The sequence below is a fragment of the Alistipes sp. cv1 genome (assembly GCF_900240235.1).
Classification (GTDB): Bacteria; Bacteroidota; Bacteroidia; order Bacteroidales; family Rikenellaceae; genus Alistipes_A; species Alistipes_A hominis.
Genome location: NZ_OEPW01000005.1, coordinates 151,606 through 167,786, shown reverse-complemented (window position 1 = coordinate 167,786; position 16,181 = coordinate 151,606). Strand labels below are relative to the sequence as shown.

The window sequence follows — 16,181 nt, the reverse complement described above, 5'->3', positions numbered from 1 at the left end:
TAAAAATTATTTTCTATGAATGCACAGGAAAAACAACAGGGCCTGAACGAAGTGGTCGTCCGCAAGGTCGAGAAAATGGTCACGGCCCGTCAGGAGAACGTGCGCGCCGTAATCGGCCGCCTGCACAGGGAACAGGAACTGCTCCGCGATTACGTCGTTCCCATAGGAACGGAGCGCCACCGTTTCGACCAAACGCCCGTCGTATCGTTCCGGGACGAGGGAACGGTTACGCTGAACATTCCGCAGGGAGCGTACAGCCTGCACGGACATGCGATCGGACAACTGGCCGCCCGCATGGACATTCCGTCGCGTTACCTGCGCGAGATGGCTGCCGGGGAGCCGTGGCAGCGTGCGCTGGCGGCCGACATGCTGAACCGGCACTCCATACATACGCCCCGAGCCCGGGTACTGCTCCGGACGGTCGGGGCACAAGTGCGGGGCGTGCTGAGCGACAGCTACCGGCGTATCGACAGCCAAAGTACCCTGATCGCCTTTCTGGAGGAGGCGAAACGGCAGGGTGCGGTAATCTGCGACGCTTACATGAGCGACACGAAAGTATGGGCCGAGACGATCCTGCCGGCGCCGCTGACTATCCCGACGGCTAAAAACGGCCATGTCGTGATTTTCATGGGCGCGCGCTTCTCCACTTCGGACTACGGGGACGGAGCGCTCGACATGCGGGCGTTCCTGCTCAACGGAGTTTGCCTGAACGGTATGGTACGCGAAAGCGTATGGAAGCAGATCCATCTGGGAGCGAAGCTGCCCGGGAACCTACGGCTGAGCGACCGTACCTACGAGCTCGACACGCAGGCCACGGTGTCGGCCGTACGAGACCTGGCCCGGCAGCTTTACAGCCGCGAGACGATCCGCAAAAAGGCGGTCGAAATTCAGCGGGCCAGCGAAACGGACGTGGATTTCACGGCGGAGCTCCAACGGCTGGTGAAGAACAACCGGCTGCTGAAAAACGAGAGCGAGCAGGTGGAGCAACTGCTGATGCAGAACCGGCCCGAGGACGGACTTCAGGGCGAAGCCACGCTGTGGAAGCTGACGCAGGCGCTGACGGCTTTCGCCCGGGATACGGAACCGACTCGCAGCCGGGAAATGCAGGAACTCTCCGGCGAGCTGTTCAAAAAGATCGCCTGAACGGAAACGACACTCACCGGGGGAGGACGACAAAAAATCGTCCTCCCTCGTTTATTCATCTATTCATTCCATATTCGTTATGATCTATGCAAATATCCCTCAAAACATCCCCCAAGAGCAACGCGCCGAGATCAACCGGTCGATTCTCGCATCTCTGAAAACCTCTGCGAAAAAGCTTCCGGCAGAAACGGTCTACAACAGCTATACCGGGCTCGGAGGACTGCACGGACTCGACAGAGAGGATTTCGACTCGTACAACGACTATGCGCGGGCCAAAAAGGAGTTCGAGATGGGACAGTTTTTTACGCCGCACGACCTTTGCGCCCGCATGGTCGCCCTCGCGTCGCCCGATCCTTCGGAGATGGTCCTCGATATGTGCTGCGGAATCGGCAATTTCATGAACCATCTTCCGAATCTCTACAATGCCTACGGTTTCGACGTCGATCCCGATGCGGTGACGGTAGCCCGCTACCTCTATCCGCAGGCCCATATCGAGGAGTGCGACCTGCGGCGCTACGATCCCGGCTTTCTCTTCGACCTGCTGCTCGGCAATCCGCCCTACAACCTCTATTTCGACGGTTGTCTGTCGCAACTCTATTTCTGCCGGAAAGCCTGCGATCTGCTGAATCCGGGAGGATTGATGCTGATCGTCGTTCCGCACTCGTTCATGCTCGACGGGTTCTGGAACAAGCGTCAGATAAACGAGATGGAAACCATGTTCTCGTTCCTCGGCCAGATCCGTCTTCCGGACGATGCGTTCGCCGCGTCGGGCGTCGAAAAGTTCGGTACAAAAATCATGGCTTTCCTGCGGAAGTCGGAGCATATAGAAATGCGGCCGTACGATGCGGAATGCTTCCTCTCGTTCGAAGAACTCGGGAAAAAGATCGGAGAGGCGAGGGAGGCGGGAAAAGCCGTCCGGATGAAACTGCGGCGCGAGGCCGATGAGATTACAGGGCGGGCCGAAAGGGAGTTTCAGTACAAAATCGATAAATACCTGTTCGAACTGAAAACTCATCCCCATCTGCGGAAACACTACGATAAGTCCGTCGCGCTCGTTTCCGGATTCCGGAACCAAAAGCCCCCGACGCACTGTACCGTCGCGGAGTATGAGGAGTGGAAACGCCGCAGATTGACTCACGCCAAAGTGCTCGCCGTCTTGCGGCGGCATATCCGCCGTCAGAACGAGGTCCCCCGTAAGGAGATCGCGCTGGTCAAGACCTCTTACGACTACAAGCTCAAAGCCTATGCTCCGCATCTGCTCGATAAGATCGAGCGGCGCGAAGTCTCTTTCCGGGAGTTGATCGCGGCCGGAGAACGGCTGCCCGAACTGCCCCGGATGAACAAAAAGCAAAAGGAACAATACAGGCTGGCCGGAAAACTGATCGCCCGCAAGCGAAAGGAGTTTCTGCGTCAGCAGGCCCCTTTCTCCGAAATGGCTCCCGATCCCCGGATCGACGCCTATATCGACCGGCTGCGATTCCGCAACAAAGAATTGGAAGAGTGCGAGTTCACCCCGCTGCAAAAGCGGGATATGGGCCTGTTGTTCCAGAAACGCTATTCCCTGCTGAACTGGCAGCAGGGATCGGGCAAGACGGCCGTGGCTTACCATTTCGGCTGCTATGCGATGGATAGGCTGCAACAGGTCAAAAACGTGGTCGTGCTGGCTCCGGCCATTGCCGTCAATCTGACATGGGAACCCTTCCTGATCCGTAACGGGACGGAGTATATTCGTATCGACAGTTCCGCGAAACTGTCGGAAGTTCCGGAAGGCGTCTTTCTGCTCGTCTCGCTGTCGATGATCGAAAAACTGCGAAGAGGACTCAAAACCTTTATGAAGCGGCGGTCCGACAAGGTCTGCCTGTTGTTCGACGAGTCGGACGAAATCAGCAATCCGCTTTCGCGCAGAACCCGACTGTCGTTGGCCCTGTTTCGCAGGGCCCGCTACAAAATGCTGGCGACCGGAACGGTCACACGGAATCATGTCAATGAACTCTACCCGCAGTTCGAAATGCTTTACAACAATTCGGTCAACATGATCAATTACTGTTCCGAAGCGTATTTCGAGGATAAGGATCGGGGCATCGTTGCCCGCAGGAACGACCGCTGCGGAATGCCTTTCCCGGCTTACGGCGGGCATAATCTCTTCCGGGTCTGTTTCTCCCCATGCAGGACGACGGTATTCGGGATCGAAAAGCACAATCAGGATGTTTATAACAAGGAAGAACTCCAAAGGCTGATCTCCATGACGGTACTTACGCGCAAATTCCGGGAATTCGCGGGTGAGAAATACGACGTGCACACATGCAACGTCGTACCGAGCGCGGGAGAGAGGGCCGTTTACCGGAAAGTCATGAAGGAGTTCCTGAGGCTGTGCGAACTCTACTTTACCTGTTCGAAAGACCGGAAAAAAGAGGCCCAGATGAGACTGATCCGCCAGATCATGCTGCTGATCCGCGCCTGTTCGGTTCCGCATACGATGCCGGGGTATATCGGCGACCGGTTTCCGCGAAAAACGAAGCAGGTGGTACGGATGATCCGTAGCATACCGGGCAAGGTTACGGTAGGGTGTACGACGCTCGGCGCGGTATTCATGTACGAGCGGCTGTTCCGGGAATTATTCGCAGACAGGCCGCTGTTCGTCATCCGGGGGGACGTCGCCTTCAAACGCAGGGAAAAGATCATCGCGGAGTTCGAGGCTACGGAGAACGGGCTGCTGGTCTGCACGCAGCAAAGCCTGAAAAGTTCGGCCAACATCCCTTCCTGCAACCATGCGATCCTCGAATCGCTCCAGTGGAATATCTCCAAGATGGAGCAGTTCTATTTCCGGTTCATCCGGCTCGATTCGAAAGAGTTCACGCATGTACACTTCGTTCTGTACGAAGATTCGATCGAACAGAACCTGATGGCGCTCGTGCTGACCAAGGAGCGGCTGAACGACTTTATCAAAACGGGAGAGGTCAAAGAGCAATCCGAAATCTTCGATGAGTTCGGTATCTCACCGAATCTGATCGAGAGCCTGCTCCGAAGGGAACGGGACGATCAAGGACATTTTTATATCACTTGGGGAAATCAAATAGTAAGCTGATGGATGTATTCTTCCGAAAAATTTTCGTTTGATTCGAAGGATCTGTAATTTTGTACAGATAAATTGAATGTTTAATCCGCCGAAACAAAAATACTGAATATGTTTTACGGCAAATTTTTACGGCAAAATTGAGGTTGCAAAAAAAGCACTCACAAATTTCTTTGCAAGTGCTTGATTTTTAAGCTCCTCAACTAGGACTTGAACCTAGGACCCCCTGATTAACAGTCAGGTGCTCTAACCAACTGAGCTATTGAGGAATATGTTTTCAAAAGAGAGCGGTTGAAGTTTTTTTTAATCGAACCCGGTGTTTCTCTTTTGCGAGTGCAAATATATACCAAATAATTTATTCTGCAAACAGTTTTGGTAAAAATATCTTCGCTTTTTGCTATTACGACCGCGGGCGTGGCGTATCGGGAATATTGGTGTCGGTCGAGGCGGTCTTCCGTTCGAGTGAAATAAAAAAATCCGGAACGTTTCTGATCCTCAGAAAACGTTCCGGATAGGATCGGGATCGGTTACGGGAACCGGGTCCGATCGACGGGCGGCGAATTGTGGAACGCCGTCCGCCGGTCGTTATTGCTGGAAAATTTCTTTGTACTTGTTGATAAAATAGACCGGTGTACAGCTCCAGGCATGGCAGTAGCTGTTGATCGGGTAGAAATTATAGGGGGATTTAAAGTCGTCCTTCGGATCGTACACTTCCCAGAAAGTGTCGGCTCCCTTGCGGATCATACTGCCCCAGTAATCGACCAGCAGTTCTTTTGCCTGCCGGTTCATGCCGCAGTGCAGCATTGCTTCGATCAGATAGTGGTAGGCGTAGGGAGAGCCCGGATAGCAGCTTGCCGGATCGGCAAATGCGGCTTCGAGCGCCCGGACGCTCTCTTTTTGGGACAGCGTGCCCGAAAGAATCATCCATACCTGCGATAGGTAGGAAACCTGCCTGTCCGGGCCGGATACGACGACTCCGTTTTTCGAATCGTAGAAGTTTTTCCGCGAAGCCTTCCGCATGGCTTTGACAACTCCGGGCCATTCGGCCACTTCCTGTTCGCGTCCGAGCATCCGAGCGAGTTCGTAGCTCCGGTCGATGGCGAAAGTCATCAGCCCCTGCATCGGCGCGTGGCGGTTCAGGTCTTCTTTCCAGTCGAAAACAAGCCACCATTGCGGTTTCTTGTCCATGTCGTAGATGTCGTCTTTGAGGTAGGTGCGGGCGAATTCGATCTGGCGCACCACCACCGGCCATAGATCTTCGGCGGTTTCGCGGTCGCCGGTGGCCTTCAGGTATTCGTACAGGGTCACTCCGTAGAGCAGACTGTAATCCATGCAGTGTTGCCCGGTTTGCGGGTGCGGGTCGGGGTATTCGAACACCGTCGCATGCAACCAGCCGTCTTCGTCGGCCAGCGCGGCGAGCAGGTAGAGGCAGCGCCGGGTAAGTTCATGGTTCTTGAACGAGTAGGTATTGGCGAGGGATTCGAGGTACAAGTCGCCGATCCACAGCCGTTGGTCGCGTTTCGGGCCGTCTTCGTAGACGGTCTGCATACACTCTTTCAGCGTGATCAGGCCCATCCGGTTGATTTGGGCGATTATGGGATCCGTGGTCGGAGCCAGTTCTTCGGGCGTGCCGCTCGCCGACGTTACGGCGGTAAACTGCATGTCGGTAATGGCGAAATCGAACGACGAATGGGCCAGCATCTCGATCTTTACATAACGGAAGGCCATACGGCGGGGCAGCGTGACCGTCGCCGGCGCGCGCATCACGGTGACCACTTCGTCTTGCAGCCATGCGCGGCTCAGACCGCCCGGATAGGGATCGAATGGGGTATTCAGTTCGGCGGGCACCTCGGCGAACGTCAGGCGGAACCGCAACGGAGCGTCGGCGTCGGTGTTCAGTTTGCCGATCGTGAACGAGAAGTAGCCGGTAAGATGTTCCCCGAAATCGACGGTCACCTCTTTCAGCGCCTTGAACGATTGGTTGTACAGCGTTTCCATGCCGTCGGTCTCGACCATCTTCCAGCCCTGGAAGGCATCCGGATCCTTTTCGCTGCGGACGAGGCATTGCGGTTTTTTGACGGTTTCGGTTAGTTTCGGCATGTTGTCGGCGGCTTTGCGCAGCCAGTTTTCCCGTTCTGCGGCGAAGGCTACCGGCTGGGCATGCACCGATGCGGCGGTCACCCCGAGAAGTACTACGGATTGCAACAGGTGTACGATTTTTCTCATCGAGTCAGATTTAGGTTAAAAAATATATGCGGTTAAAATATGAGTCCGTATGTCGTTTCGTGTCCGAAAGATCAATTCCCCAGCGAGCGGACGAATTCCAGAGCCTCCTGGCTCAGGTAACGGTCCGTCCGGTCAATCCAACCCGATTTCGGAAGTTCCGTACGCTGTTTGTCGATGCGTCCCGTGATCGGATAGGTCGGTTTGCTCAACGTTTCGTAACGGGCGCGCTGCGACGGACGGATCGTTCGGGTGAAGACCTGCTCTTTGGTCGGCTTGCGCTCGATTTCCCATTTGAATCCTTTCATCAACTGCGACTGCGTTTCCGGAATTTTATCCATCGGGTAGATCGAATAGGACGGGTTGCCTCGGTAGACGATCTCGCTGACCTGCCGCTCGGTGAATCGGAACGTGATGTCGGCGCATTCCGCGACCAAGAATCCGCTGATGTACCGGTCGGTACTGTCTCCGTCCTCCATGTAGTAGTAGGTTTGGCCGTTTCCGTTCACATCGGTTTTGAAGATCTCCCCATTGTTGAAATAGGTTTCGATCACTTTGCCTTTCACCTGGTTGAAATGCGTCGAATCGACCCTCGAGCACATCAGCGGTTCCCCTTTGAACACCGCTTTTTCGATGGTTTGGTTTTTCGTGAAGATATCGACCGTCTGGGCCGTGATTTGGTTTTCCCCGTTCCACAGCACCGGATTGGTGTACATGTGGATCGTCGAGTCGATCGAGAACCCCACGATCGAGTCGCACACGGCCTGGAAATCCGAGCGGTAGATGCGCACGTTGTAATATCCGCGGACGATCCTTACCAGCGAATCCGCCGGATCGACGATTGCCGCCGAATCGGCGGCCGCTTTTACCGTCGCCGAGTCCGCGGCAGGGGCGGGGGACGGCGTTTTCTGCACGGTCGAATCCGGGGAGGCCGCCAGCGTGTCCGCTGCGAAAACCTGTTGCAGCGAATCCAGTTTCAGCAGGGCCAGCGTATCTTCCGAGGTGGCTTTGCCTTTGAGGAACCGACGGGCCAGCTCTTTGCGCTGCCGCGCCCATTCCTGTTCCTGCTGGGCCCGGGCGATCGCCGCTGCTTTTTCTCGCGAGGCTTTGATCTTCGCTTTGATTTTTGCGGTGCGTGCTTCTTCCTTTTCCTTTCGGAGTCTCTCTTTTTCGAGCTTTTTGGGGTCTACCGGCCGTTTTTTCGCCTTTCGGACGGAATCGCTCGTCGATACGGAGTCCGGTACGGGGGGCTCCGATTGCGCCAGGGAGTCGGCCGTTTCGCCCGGGATGTTCCGTTGCGCGGAGTCGGCCGGGGTTTCCGTGTCGTTTCCGGCCGGAACCGGGGGCGGAGCGGGGGCAGACGCAGGAGGCGGAGCTTGCCCGTCCGGAAGCGTCGGAATCGGCGGACGTCCCGGCCCGTTCGTCGCGGGACGGACCGCCGCGCTGTCTGCGGCGGGGGACGGCGCGGGAGTTTCCGCTGCCAGCGAATCCGCTGTTTTCTGCGTCGGAACAGAGTCGTTGCGGAAACGGTTCAGCGTATAGATGAAGATGCTGTCCGAGCGCATGAAAACGGTATCGGGTTGTTCACCCTCCTCGTAGCTAAGCACCGATGGGTCGCGGGTCAGCAGGGCTTGTTTTTTATCGCCCCAGTATTGGCCGTAATCGCCGAAAGCCATGGCTTTTTGTTCCTGGTCGGCGATCTGGATGTTGTTTCGCAATACCGCGTCCTGTCCGGTTTGCCGGTACACGATTGTGTCGGCCCACAGTTCCTGGGTTTTGGTCATGATATAGGAGCTGTCGGTGAACGTATAAAGGTCTTCCTTGGCATTGTAGCTGCCCCGGCGGGCCGTGAGAAATTCGTCCTGGTCGTTCCAGATGTAGGACGGCGTATCGAAAGTCGCGATTTCGGTGTCCATGTTATACGTTACCGAATCGGAGCTGATCGTATATTGCGGGTTTTGCATTTCGACGTTCCGTACGCCGATCAGCTCGCGGTTGTCGGCGTAGTAATACCCTTCGTCGGACTCCATTAGGTTGTCTTTCTGCGACATGGTTCCCCCGCCGTAATAGCGTCCGATGTTGGTCAGCGTGTTGAACGTAAAATTATAGGTGTACAGCGTAGCGTCCTTGTCCACCATTTTGATCAGCGGGGAATAGATGCGCGCTTCGTTCAGCAGCCCGTTGTAGTCGGCCTTGTCGCCGTAGATGAACGTGCTGTCCTTGTTGACGACCACGTTGCGGTAACAGTCCATCATGCGGTCGCTGTACCGGATTGCGCTGTCGCAGGTAATGACGGCCCCGTTGTGGAAAAAGACGACGTGCCCGACCAGGCACAGCGCCGTGGAGTCGGCTATCTTGATGCTGGACATCACGTCGGCCCGGAAGTCCACGGTCGTGACTTCCTGCCCCCGTACGCCTGCTATGCAGGCCAGCAGCAGCACCGCGAACACGGCGGCTATGCGACTTCTTCGGATCACCGGCAGCGAATTATTTAAGGAGTTCTTTGTGCTGGAAATCGCAGTCGTGGAATTCCTTGTCGATCCGGATGTACATTCCCTCGATCTTGCTTGCGAGCCACTTGTCGAAAACTTCCTGCTGTTTCTGGGCGAGGGTCAGTTTCTCGATCTGCTTGTAGTCTTCGTTCAGGTTGGCCGAATGGGTCGGGATGACCTCCTTGAGCATGACCAGCTTGCACAGCAGGCTTCCGTGCGTGTCGACGGCGGCGAAAGGTTTCGACACCTCGCCGGGGGTCAGCGTTTGCAGCGCTTCCAGGTCTTCCCGGTTCAGGTTTTCCTTGTAGAACTTCGTCGAAGCTTCCGACGGGTCGACCATTCCCCGGTAGTAGAATTCGAGTTGTTCCAGATTGGATACGATCCCGCCGTTTTTAGCGGAAAAGCGGTCTTCCGAATATTTTTCCACGGCTTTTTCGAACGTCAGGTTGCCGGCCTTGATCTCCCTGCTGACGCTGTCCAACAGGTCGTAAGGTTCTTCCATATCTTTCTGGGTGTACTGCGGCTTGATCAGGATGTGGCGGACGTGGTACTGGCTACCCGTTTTGTCGATCATCTGGATCAGGTGGAATCCGTATTCGGTCTCCACGACTCCCGATACTTGTCCCGGTTTGAGCTGCGACATCGCCTTGGCGAACGGCTCCACCATCATGTCTTTGGTAACCGTACCTACGTCGCCCCCCCGAGACGCCGATCCCGGGTCTTCGGAGTAGATACGCGCCAGCATGTCGAACTTGTCCCCTTTCAGGATCCGCTCGCGCAGTTCGAGCAGGCGTTCCTGCGCCCGCATCTTGGCATTTTCCGCCGCGGAAGGATAACGGACGATCTGCGCGTATACGTATTGTTCCGGGATGACCGGAATACTGTCCTTGGACTGTCGTTTGAAATATTTTTCGACTTCACCCGGAGTGACGGTGACTTTGTTCTTCACCGTATTCTCCATTTCGTAGGCGTAGCTGTCTTCCTGGGCGCTTCTCTTCATATCCGCCCGTATGTCGAATATCGGCTTGTGGTAGTACATTTCGAGCGCGGCCAGCGATCCGAACTTTTCGGTTTCGTCGTTCAGGCGATCCTGCACCTTCTGGTCGATGATGCGTTCGTTATAGATCTTGATCGAGTCGATCTGGGACTGGTTGTAGAGCACTTTCTGGACGATCAAGTGTTCGAGCGCCTCGCAACGCGGATCCCGTCCGGAAGTATAACCCGTCTCTTTCTGCTGATCGATCAGCGATTGGGTCAGCCTTTCCAGGTCGGAATAGAGCACCATCGAATTCCCGACCACGGCGATCACCTTGTCCGCCGTAAACTGCTGCTGCGCCGCAGCCCGGTTACACAAAGCGCAGGCGAGCAATCCGCCCAGAACGATCTTCAATTGATATCCACGCATCGTATTTTAATTTACATTTACTACTATTTCCTTGTTGTCCAGCGCCCCGCGGTACAGGCTGTCCTCGTGGGCGCGGATGATTTCCTCTTTTCGTTTGTTGAAAATGACCCGTTTGATGACCTCCCGCACGCTTTCCTGCGGCGCATACTCCCCGGCCCTGCAAACGGACAGCACCCGGACGTAAAATATGAAGTCGTTCGCTTCGAACTCATTGACTTTCGCCGTGTTGAGTAGGTAGTCGTAATCCTGAGTCTTGTCGACCGGCAGCAACGACCGCAGCACCGCGAAGTCCGTCCATTGGTTCAGTTCGGTCAGTTCGAAATTGTTTTTGACGCACAGGTCGAGCAGATCCTGATAGCCCTCCTCGCGCGGGGTGAGCATCAGCTCTTCGATCGTCTTTTTCTTGTCGTAACTGCGCGGAATACGTACGATCCGGGCCTTCACTAGGGTCTTGTCTAGGATGAAATCGGCCTTGTTCTGGTTGTAATAGTCCGCAATCTGCGTATCGGTGAAAAGCGTGTCGATGTTCTTGTCCACGTAGAACTGGTCGACCTTGTGGGTCAGCAGCGAATTGCGGTACTCCTGCACCATCTGGTCGATGTCTTTCTGACTCTCTTCGAGCATCCGCTCGGCTTCTTTGATTTTCAGTTGTTTTTTGACCCATTGGTCTACGTAGGAACGCAGTATTTTCAGGCTGTCCTCGGAGGTCATATTCGGCGTGAAGATCGGGCTCACGTCGTGCAGGTACAGTTTTTTGTTCTCCACTTCGGCCAGAATGGTGTTGTGCTCCGCAAACGGATTCGGAAAACGCTTGCAGGAGTAGGCCGTCAGCAAGACCGCTACCAATAATATTTTCGGGACAAATTTCATCATTCGTTTGCTGCGATACAAAGATATACGATTCCGGGTAAACAACGGTTATTGCGGACTTATATTGTCATTTTTCCCGAAAACTTTCCCGTTTTCGGACGCTTCCGCCGCCGGAACCTCCACGTTGCGATTCCGCCGGAGCGTGCGTACGATGCCGGCGACGGCCAGCAGCAGGACGACGCAGGCCGCGGCGTACAGCACATGGTAACTCCGTTCGCTCCCGAACATCTCCTTCGTGAAGACGATCTTTTCGCCGCTGAGCATCCAGACGAAATAGGAGACGGCGTTGTTCAGCGCATGGATCAGTATGCAGGGGATCAGCGATTGGGTCTTGTAGTAGATGAATCCGATCATCGCGCCTACGAAAAAGGCGTTCAGGGCCTGCTGCGGGATGCCGTGCACGATGCCGAATATGGCCGACGCGATCAGGATGCCGCGCCAGGGGCCGTATTTGCGGGTCAACGACTCCTGGAGGATGCCCCGGAACAGGATCTCCTCGAGGATCGGCGCGACGACGACGGTCGTAAGCATCATCCATCCGCCCAGTTTCATCTGGTCGCCGAGCCATTCGAGCCACCGGCTTGGGAAGAGCTCCAGCAACGGTTCGATGACCAGCGTCGTGGCGAGGACGGTAATCACTCCCCATAGCACCAGCGCCGGGTCCGTTTTCCGGAATCCGAACCGGAGCAGTTTTACGTCCGGCCCTACGCGCAGCCGCTTGGCGAACAGCGCATAGCAGATCGTGCTGAGGAATGTCAGCGCGTAGACGAGCGCTACGACCGGCCCCTGCGACGCGATTCCGAACCGGAGCAGCAACCCGCCTCCCAGGTTGAACGCCAGCATCGCTACGAGGTAGATGCCCAGAATGGCGAGCAGGTCGCTCCAGGTCGGGTAAGCCCCTTTCTGCGGATTGGTCTTCATAGGTCGTTCTGTCATCCGGCCGACCGGTTAATAAACCTGGTCGCCCAGCGTGGCTACCATGACCGCTTTGATCGTGTGCAGGCGGTTTTCGGCCTGGTCGAACACGACCGATGCGTCGGACTCGAACACCTCTTCGGTCACTTCCATTTCCGAGATGCCGAATTTGCCGAAAATATCCTTGCCGACCGTGGTTTCCATGTTGTGGAACGCGGGCAGGCAGTGCAGGAACTTCGCTTCCGGATTCTGCGTGGCGTCCATCACGGCGCGGTTGACTTGGTACGGGCTCAGCAATTCGATGCGGTCGCGCCAGATGTCGTCCGGTTCGCCCATCGACACCCATACGTCCGTGTAGACAAAGTCGCAGTCGCGTACGCCGTCGATGCGGTCCGTCACGGTAATCCGGGCGCCCGAGGCTTGCGCCAGTTCGCGGCAGGTTTTCACCAGCGCCGGGTCCGGGGCGCACTGCGCCGGGGAGATGGCTCTGAAATCCATACCCATTTTCGCCGACGCGATCATCAGCGAATTGGCCACGTTGTTGTGCGCGTCGCCCAGAAAGCACAGTTTCATTTCGGACAGCGGCTTCTGCGAATGTTCGCGCATCGTCAGCATGTCGGCCAACGCCTGCGTCGGGTGAAATTCATTGGTCAGGCCGTTCCATACCGGAACGCCCGAGTATTCGGACAGCGTGTGCACGATGTGCTGCCCGTATCCGCGGTATTCGATTCCGTCGTAGATGCGCCCCAGCACGCGGGCCGTGTCTTTCAGCGACTCTTTTTTACCCATCTGCGAACCGGTGGGGCCCAGATAGGTGACCCGTGCGCCCTGATCGTAGGCCGCCACTTCGAACGAACAGCGCGTCCGCGTAGAGTCTTTCTCGAACAGCAGCACGATATTTTTGCCCTGGAGCGTTTTTTTCTCTTTCCCGATGTACTTGTCCGCTTTCAGCCGTGCGGCCAGATCCAGCAGATAACCGATCTCCCCCGGCGTGAAGTCGAGGAGCGTCAACAAACTTCTTTTACTTAAGTCAACCATAACCATTCCGTGAGTTTTTCGATGCTCCGGCTCCGGTTCCGGGCCTGCGGGCATCCGCCGTCCGTGTCCGGGCGGCCGTTCAAATCAGCTTCAAAGATAAAACATAAATTTATAAATCCCTATTCCCCGCGCCGTTTCCTGTTGTCCGACCCGTCGTACCGCAGGATATGCCGGCGCCGCGACCGTCGTCGGCCGGCAGTCCGAAAAGTTCGCCGGTCGGGCGGATGTTGCCTCGATTTTGATAAATTTTGCCTATCTTGCACCGGATTTGGGGCCGGATGCGGCTCCGGACGCACGGCAAGGCGTCCGTTGCGGATGTACAATTATTAAAACCAAAAGAAATATGGGCAAAATCGTGGCGTTGGCCAATCAGAAGGGCGGGGTAGGAAAGACGACCACGGCCATCAATCTGGCGGCCAGCATGGCGGTGCTGGGCAAAAAGGTGTTGCTCGTAGACGCCGATCCGCAGGCCAATGCGACTTCGGGGCTGGGACTCGACATCAACGGAAAGGGGATTTACGACTGCATCACCGGACAGGCGCAGCCGGCGGAGATTATCCTGAAATGTCCGGACGTCAAGAAGCTGGACGTTCTGCCGTCGAGCATCAACCTGGTCGGGGCCGAAACCGAGCTGCTGGAGATCGAAGACGGGCAGCGGAGGCTGAAGGCGATCCTGGAACCGCTCAAACCGCAGTACGACTTTATCCTGATCGACTGTTCGCCGTCGCTCGGGCTGGTGACGCTGAACGCGCTGGTCGCTTCGGACAGCGTGCTGATTCCCGTACAGTGCGAGTATTTCGCGCTGGAAGGGCTCGGTAAACTGCTGAATACAATTAAGATGACCAAAACGAAGCTGAATCCGGGACTGGAGATCGAAGGGTTTCTGCTAACGATGTACGACTCGCGGCTGCGGCTGGCCAACCAAGTGGCCGGCGAAGTGCGGGAGCATTTCGGCGACCTGGCTTTCCGGACGATCATCCAGCGCAACATCCGGCTCAGCGAAGCGCCCAGTTTCGGCAAGCCGGCGCTGTTGTACGACGCTTCGTCGACCGGCAGTATCAATTACCTGAACCTCGCCAAGGAGTTTATTAAGAAAAACAAGAGTTAAGCGATATACGATGAATCCGAAAAACAAGGGCCTGGGCCGGGGCTTGGGCGCAATTTTTGAAATAGAGGGTTCGGCGCTGCCCGAGAAAACGAAGGGAACGGCGTTCGAGGAGATCGAAATCGGACGGATCGTCCCGAACCCGAAGCAGCCGCGCACCCGTTTCAACGAGCAGGCGCTCGACGAGTTGGCCGATTCGATCCGGACGCTGGGCGTGATACAGCCCATTACGGTCAAGAAGGAAGCAGATGGGAGATATATGATTGTCAGCGGAGAACGCCGCTGGAGGGCGTCGCAACTGGCCGACCAGGCGACGATTCCGGCCTACATCCGCGAGGTGGACGACCAGGCGTTGTTGGAGATGGCCATCGTGGAAAATATCCAGCGTCAGGATTTGAACGCGATCGAGGTGGCGCTGAGCCTGCAACGGTTGGTGGACGAATGCCGGCTGACGCAGGATTCGCTGGCGGAACGCGTCGGTAAAAAACGCTCGACGGTAGCCAATTACATGCGGTTGCTGAAACTTCCGGTCGAGGTGCAGTTGGCTCTGCGCGAAGAACTGATCTCGATGGGACATGCCCGTGCGCTGGCTGGGCTCGACGACCCGCAACAACAGATCGCACTGCTCAAAAAGATCGTAAAGAAAGGGTTGTCGGTGCGTCAGGCCGAGGAGCAGGTGCAGAAGATCCGGCAGGAAAAACCCGTCCGGGACGATGCGGACGAGGAGTTCCCCGAGAGCTACGTCCGGCTGGTCGATTACCTGGAGAAGTTTTTTACGCAGGAAATCAGCATCAAAAAGAATAATAAAGGCGGGGGAAAGATCGTTATCGGTTTTGAATCGGATGCGGATATCGAGGCGTTTATCGGCAAATTCAATGAATTTAAGAAGTAACATAGCCGTTTTCGGAAATTTTACGCGGAAGGGCGTTGCGACAATCGTTCTTTCTACGGTGCTGATCGTATCCCAGTCCGGAGTTTCGGCTCAGGAGCCGGGCGTCCGGTACAAGGTGGAGGGGGGCGTCCGCACGTCGTTGACTCCGGCCGCAGCCGACAGCAGCGCGGTCGCGCGGGATTCGATCGTGCGGGAGGCGTCGCCCGTCGAAATCGATACCGCGACTACGGCCCGCGAACGTCGCCGGCTGGAGCGCGAGGCCCGGGATACCGTGACGGTGCGTTACAGCAGGCTGTTCCGCGATACCATGCCGATTTCGCGAGTCTGCGCCATTTCGGCGATCGCACCCGGGTTCGGGCAGCTTTATAACAAACAGGCGTGGAAAATTCCGATTCTGTACGGAACGGTCGCTACGACGGCCTATTTCGCTTTCCAGCAAAACAGTAAATACAGGGGTCTCAAACGCCAGTACGATGCGATGAAGCGCGAGAACGCCACGCAGGAAGAGACCGATCCGATCCAGTCGCAGATGATCCGGCACAATACGGCGCGGACGCTGCTGTTCGTCGGAGCCATCGGTTCGTATCTCTATTTTATCGGCGATGCGGCTATCTGCTACAAAGGGCCGGTCAATAGCGTCAAAAAGGCGACTACGCTGTCGACGATTTGTCCCGGCGCCGGCCAGATCTACAATAAAAGTTATTGGAAGATGCCGATCATCCTCGGCGGTATCGCCACGATGGGCTACGTGATCAATTTCAACAACCGCGGGTACGAGCGTTTCAAGCTTGCCTACGATCAGGTTGCCGCCGGCAAACCCGACGAGTTCAACGGTCGTTATACGGCCGACTACCTGCGTAAGCTGAAAAACAATTACCGCCGCAACCGCGACCTTTGCATCATCATCACCGCCGGACTTTACCTGTTGAACATCATCGACGCTCACGTGGATGCCCACATGAAGGATTACGACGTCAGCGACGACCTGTCGATGACGCTCGAACCGACGGTGACGAATTTCTATA

Annotated in this window: 10 protein-coding genes, 1 tRNA gene and 1 pseudogene; 5 read left to right on the top strand and 7 right to left on the bottom strand. The window is 56.2% G+C overall.

Going from position 1 to position 16,181, the window contains the following annotated elements; genetic code table 11:
• Nucleotides 1–15: 15 nt before the first annotated feature.
• Together C1A08_RS09295 and C1A08_RS09290 are read left to right on the top strand one after the other, a co-directional pair.
• Nucleotides 16–1,143 (top strand): hypothetical protein, encoded by a 1,128-nt coding sequence (locus tag C1A08_RS09295; protein ID WP_101572911.1) that lies wholly within the window; start codon nucleotides 16–18, stop codon nucleotides 1,141–1,143.
• 82 nt (nucleotides 1,144–1,225) lie between these two features.
• Nucleotides 1,226–4,228 carry a helicase-related protein gene (locus C1A08_RS09290; protein ID WP_101573162.1) on the top strand — a complete coding sequence of 1,001 codons (3,003 nt, stop codon included), beginning with the start codon at nucleotides 1,226–1,228 and terminating at the stop codon, nucleotides 4,226–4,228.
• Between the two features lie 183 nt (nucleotides 4,229–4,411).
• On the opposite strand, the gene C1A08_RS09285 is transcribed toward C1A08_RS09290, so the two are convergent.
• The 7 genes from C1A08_RS09285 to argF all read right to left on the bottom strand — a co-directional run bounded on the left by C1A08_RS09285 (nucleotide 4,412) and on the right by argF (nucleotide 13,159).
• Nucleotides 4,412–4,485 (bottom strand) — tRNA-Asn (locus C1A08_RS09285).
• 316 nt (nucleotides 4,486–4,801) lie between these two features.
• Complete coding sequence (locus C1A08_RS09280; RefSeq protein WP_101572909.1) at nucleotides 4,802–6,442, bottom strand: alpha-L-rhamnosidase-related protein; 1,641 nt, start codon at nucleotides 6,440–6,442, stop codon at nucleotides 4,802–4,804.
• A 71-nt stretch (nucleotides 6,443–6,513) separates the two neighbouring features.
• Nucleotides 6,514–8,916, bottom strand: coding sequence for an OstA-like protein (locus C1A08_RS09275; protein ID WP_257937094.1), 2,403 nt, complete (start codon nucleotides 8,914–8,916; stop codon nucleotides 6,514–6,516).
• A 10-nt stretch (nucleotides 8,917–8,926) separates the two neighbouring features.
• Nucleotides 8,927–10,336, bottom strand: coding sequence for a peptidylprolyl isomerase (locus C1A08_RS09270; RefSeq protein ID WP_101572907.1), 1,410 nt, complete (start codon nucleotides 10,334–10,336; stop codon nucleotides 8,927–8,929).
• A 6-nt stretch (nucleotides 10,337–10,342) separates the two neighbouring features.
• Nucleotides 10,343–11,209, bottom strand: a complete 867-nt coding sequence (locus C1A08_RS09265; RefSeq protein ID WP_228385793.1) for a hypothetical protein — start codon at nucleotides 11,207–11,209, stop codon at nucleotides 10,343–10,345.
• Between the two features lie 45 nt (nucleotides 11,210–11,254).
• On the bottom strand, nucleotides 11,255–12,142 hold the full coding sequence (locus tag C1A08_RS09260) for a CPBP family intramembrane glutamic endopeptidase (RefSeq protein WP_101572905.1): 888 nt from the start codon (nucleotides 12,140–12,142) through the stop codon (nucleotides 11,255–11,257).
• A 12-nt stretch (nucleotides 12,143–12,154) separates the two neighbouring features.
• The gene (gene argF, locus C1A08_RS09255) at nucleotides 12,155–13,159 is read right to left on the bottom strand and encodes an ornithine carbamoyltransferase (protein ID WP_055205161.1); all 1,005 of its coding nucleotides are present in this window, start codon (nucleotides 13,157–13,159) and stop codon (nucleotides 12,155–12,157) included.
• 343 nt (nucleotides 13,160–13,502) lie between these two features.
• Here argF and C1A08_RS09250 point away from each other — a divergent pair, with 343 nt between their 5' ends.
• The 3 genes and pseudogenes from C1A08_RS09250 to C1A08_RS09240 all read left to right on the top strand — a co-directional run.
• Nucleotides 13,503–14,267 carry a ParA family protein gene (locus C1A08_RS09250; RefSeq protein ID WP_055205062.1) on the top strand — a complete coding sequence of 255 codons (765 nt, stop codon included), beginning with the start codon at nucleotides 13,503–13,505 and terminating at the stop codon, nucleotides 14,265–14,267.
• A gap of 10 nt (nucleotides 14,268–14,277) precedes the next feature.
• Nucleotides 14,278–15,156 carry a ParB/RepB/Spo0J family partition protein gene (locus C1A08_RS09245; RefSeq protein ID WP_055205063.1) on the top strand — a complete coding sequence of 293 codons (879 nt, stop codon included), beginning with the start codon at nucleotides 14,278–14,280 and terminating at the stop codon, nucleotides 15,154–15,156.
• A pseudogene (locus tag C1A08_RS09240) lies at nucleotides 15,107–16,177 on the top strand (DUF5683 domain-containing protein); the annotation flags it as partial. The gene C1A08_RS09245 and the pseudogene C1A08_RS09240, both read left to right, overlap by 50 nt.
• Nucleotides 16,178–16,181: the final 4 nt, after the last annotated feature.

Bases quoted from the DNA above. Each gene is read 5' to 3' on its own strand.
- C1A08_RS09295 (WP_101572911.1), top strand. From the start codon at position 16: ATGAATGCACAGGAAAAACAACAGGGCCTGAACGAAGTGGTCGTCCGC.
- C1A08_RS09280 (WP_101572909.1), bottom strand. From the start codon at position 6,442: ATGAGAAAAATCGTACACCTGTTGCAATCCGTAGTACTTCTCGGGGTG.
- C1A08_RS09270 (WP_101572907.1), bottom strand. From the start codon at position 10,336: ATGCGTGGATATCAATTGAAGATCGTTCTGGGCGGATTGCTCGCCTGC.
- C1A08_RS09265 (WP_228385793.1), bottom strand. From the start codon at position 11,209: ATGATGAAATTTGTCCCGAAAATATTATTGGTAGCGGTCTTGCTGACG.
- C1A08_RS09260 (WP_101572905.1), bottom strand. From the start codon at position 12,142: ATGACAGAACGACCTATGAAGACCAATCCGCAGAAAGGGGCTTACCCG.
- argF (WP_055205161.1), bottom strand. From the start codon at position 13,159: ATGGTTGACTTAAGTAAAAGAAGTTTGTTGACGCTCCTCGACTTCACG.
- C1A08_RS09250 (WP_055205062.1), top strand. From the start codon at position 13,503: ATGGGCAAAATCGTGGCGTTGGCCAATCAGAAGGGCGGGGTAGGAAAG.
- C1A08_RS09245 (WP_055205063.1), top strand. From the start codon at position 14,278: ATGAATCCGAAAAACAAGGGCCTGGGCCGGGGCTTGGGCGCAATTTTT.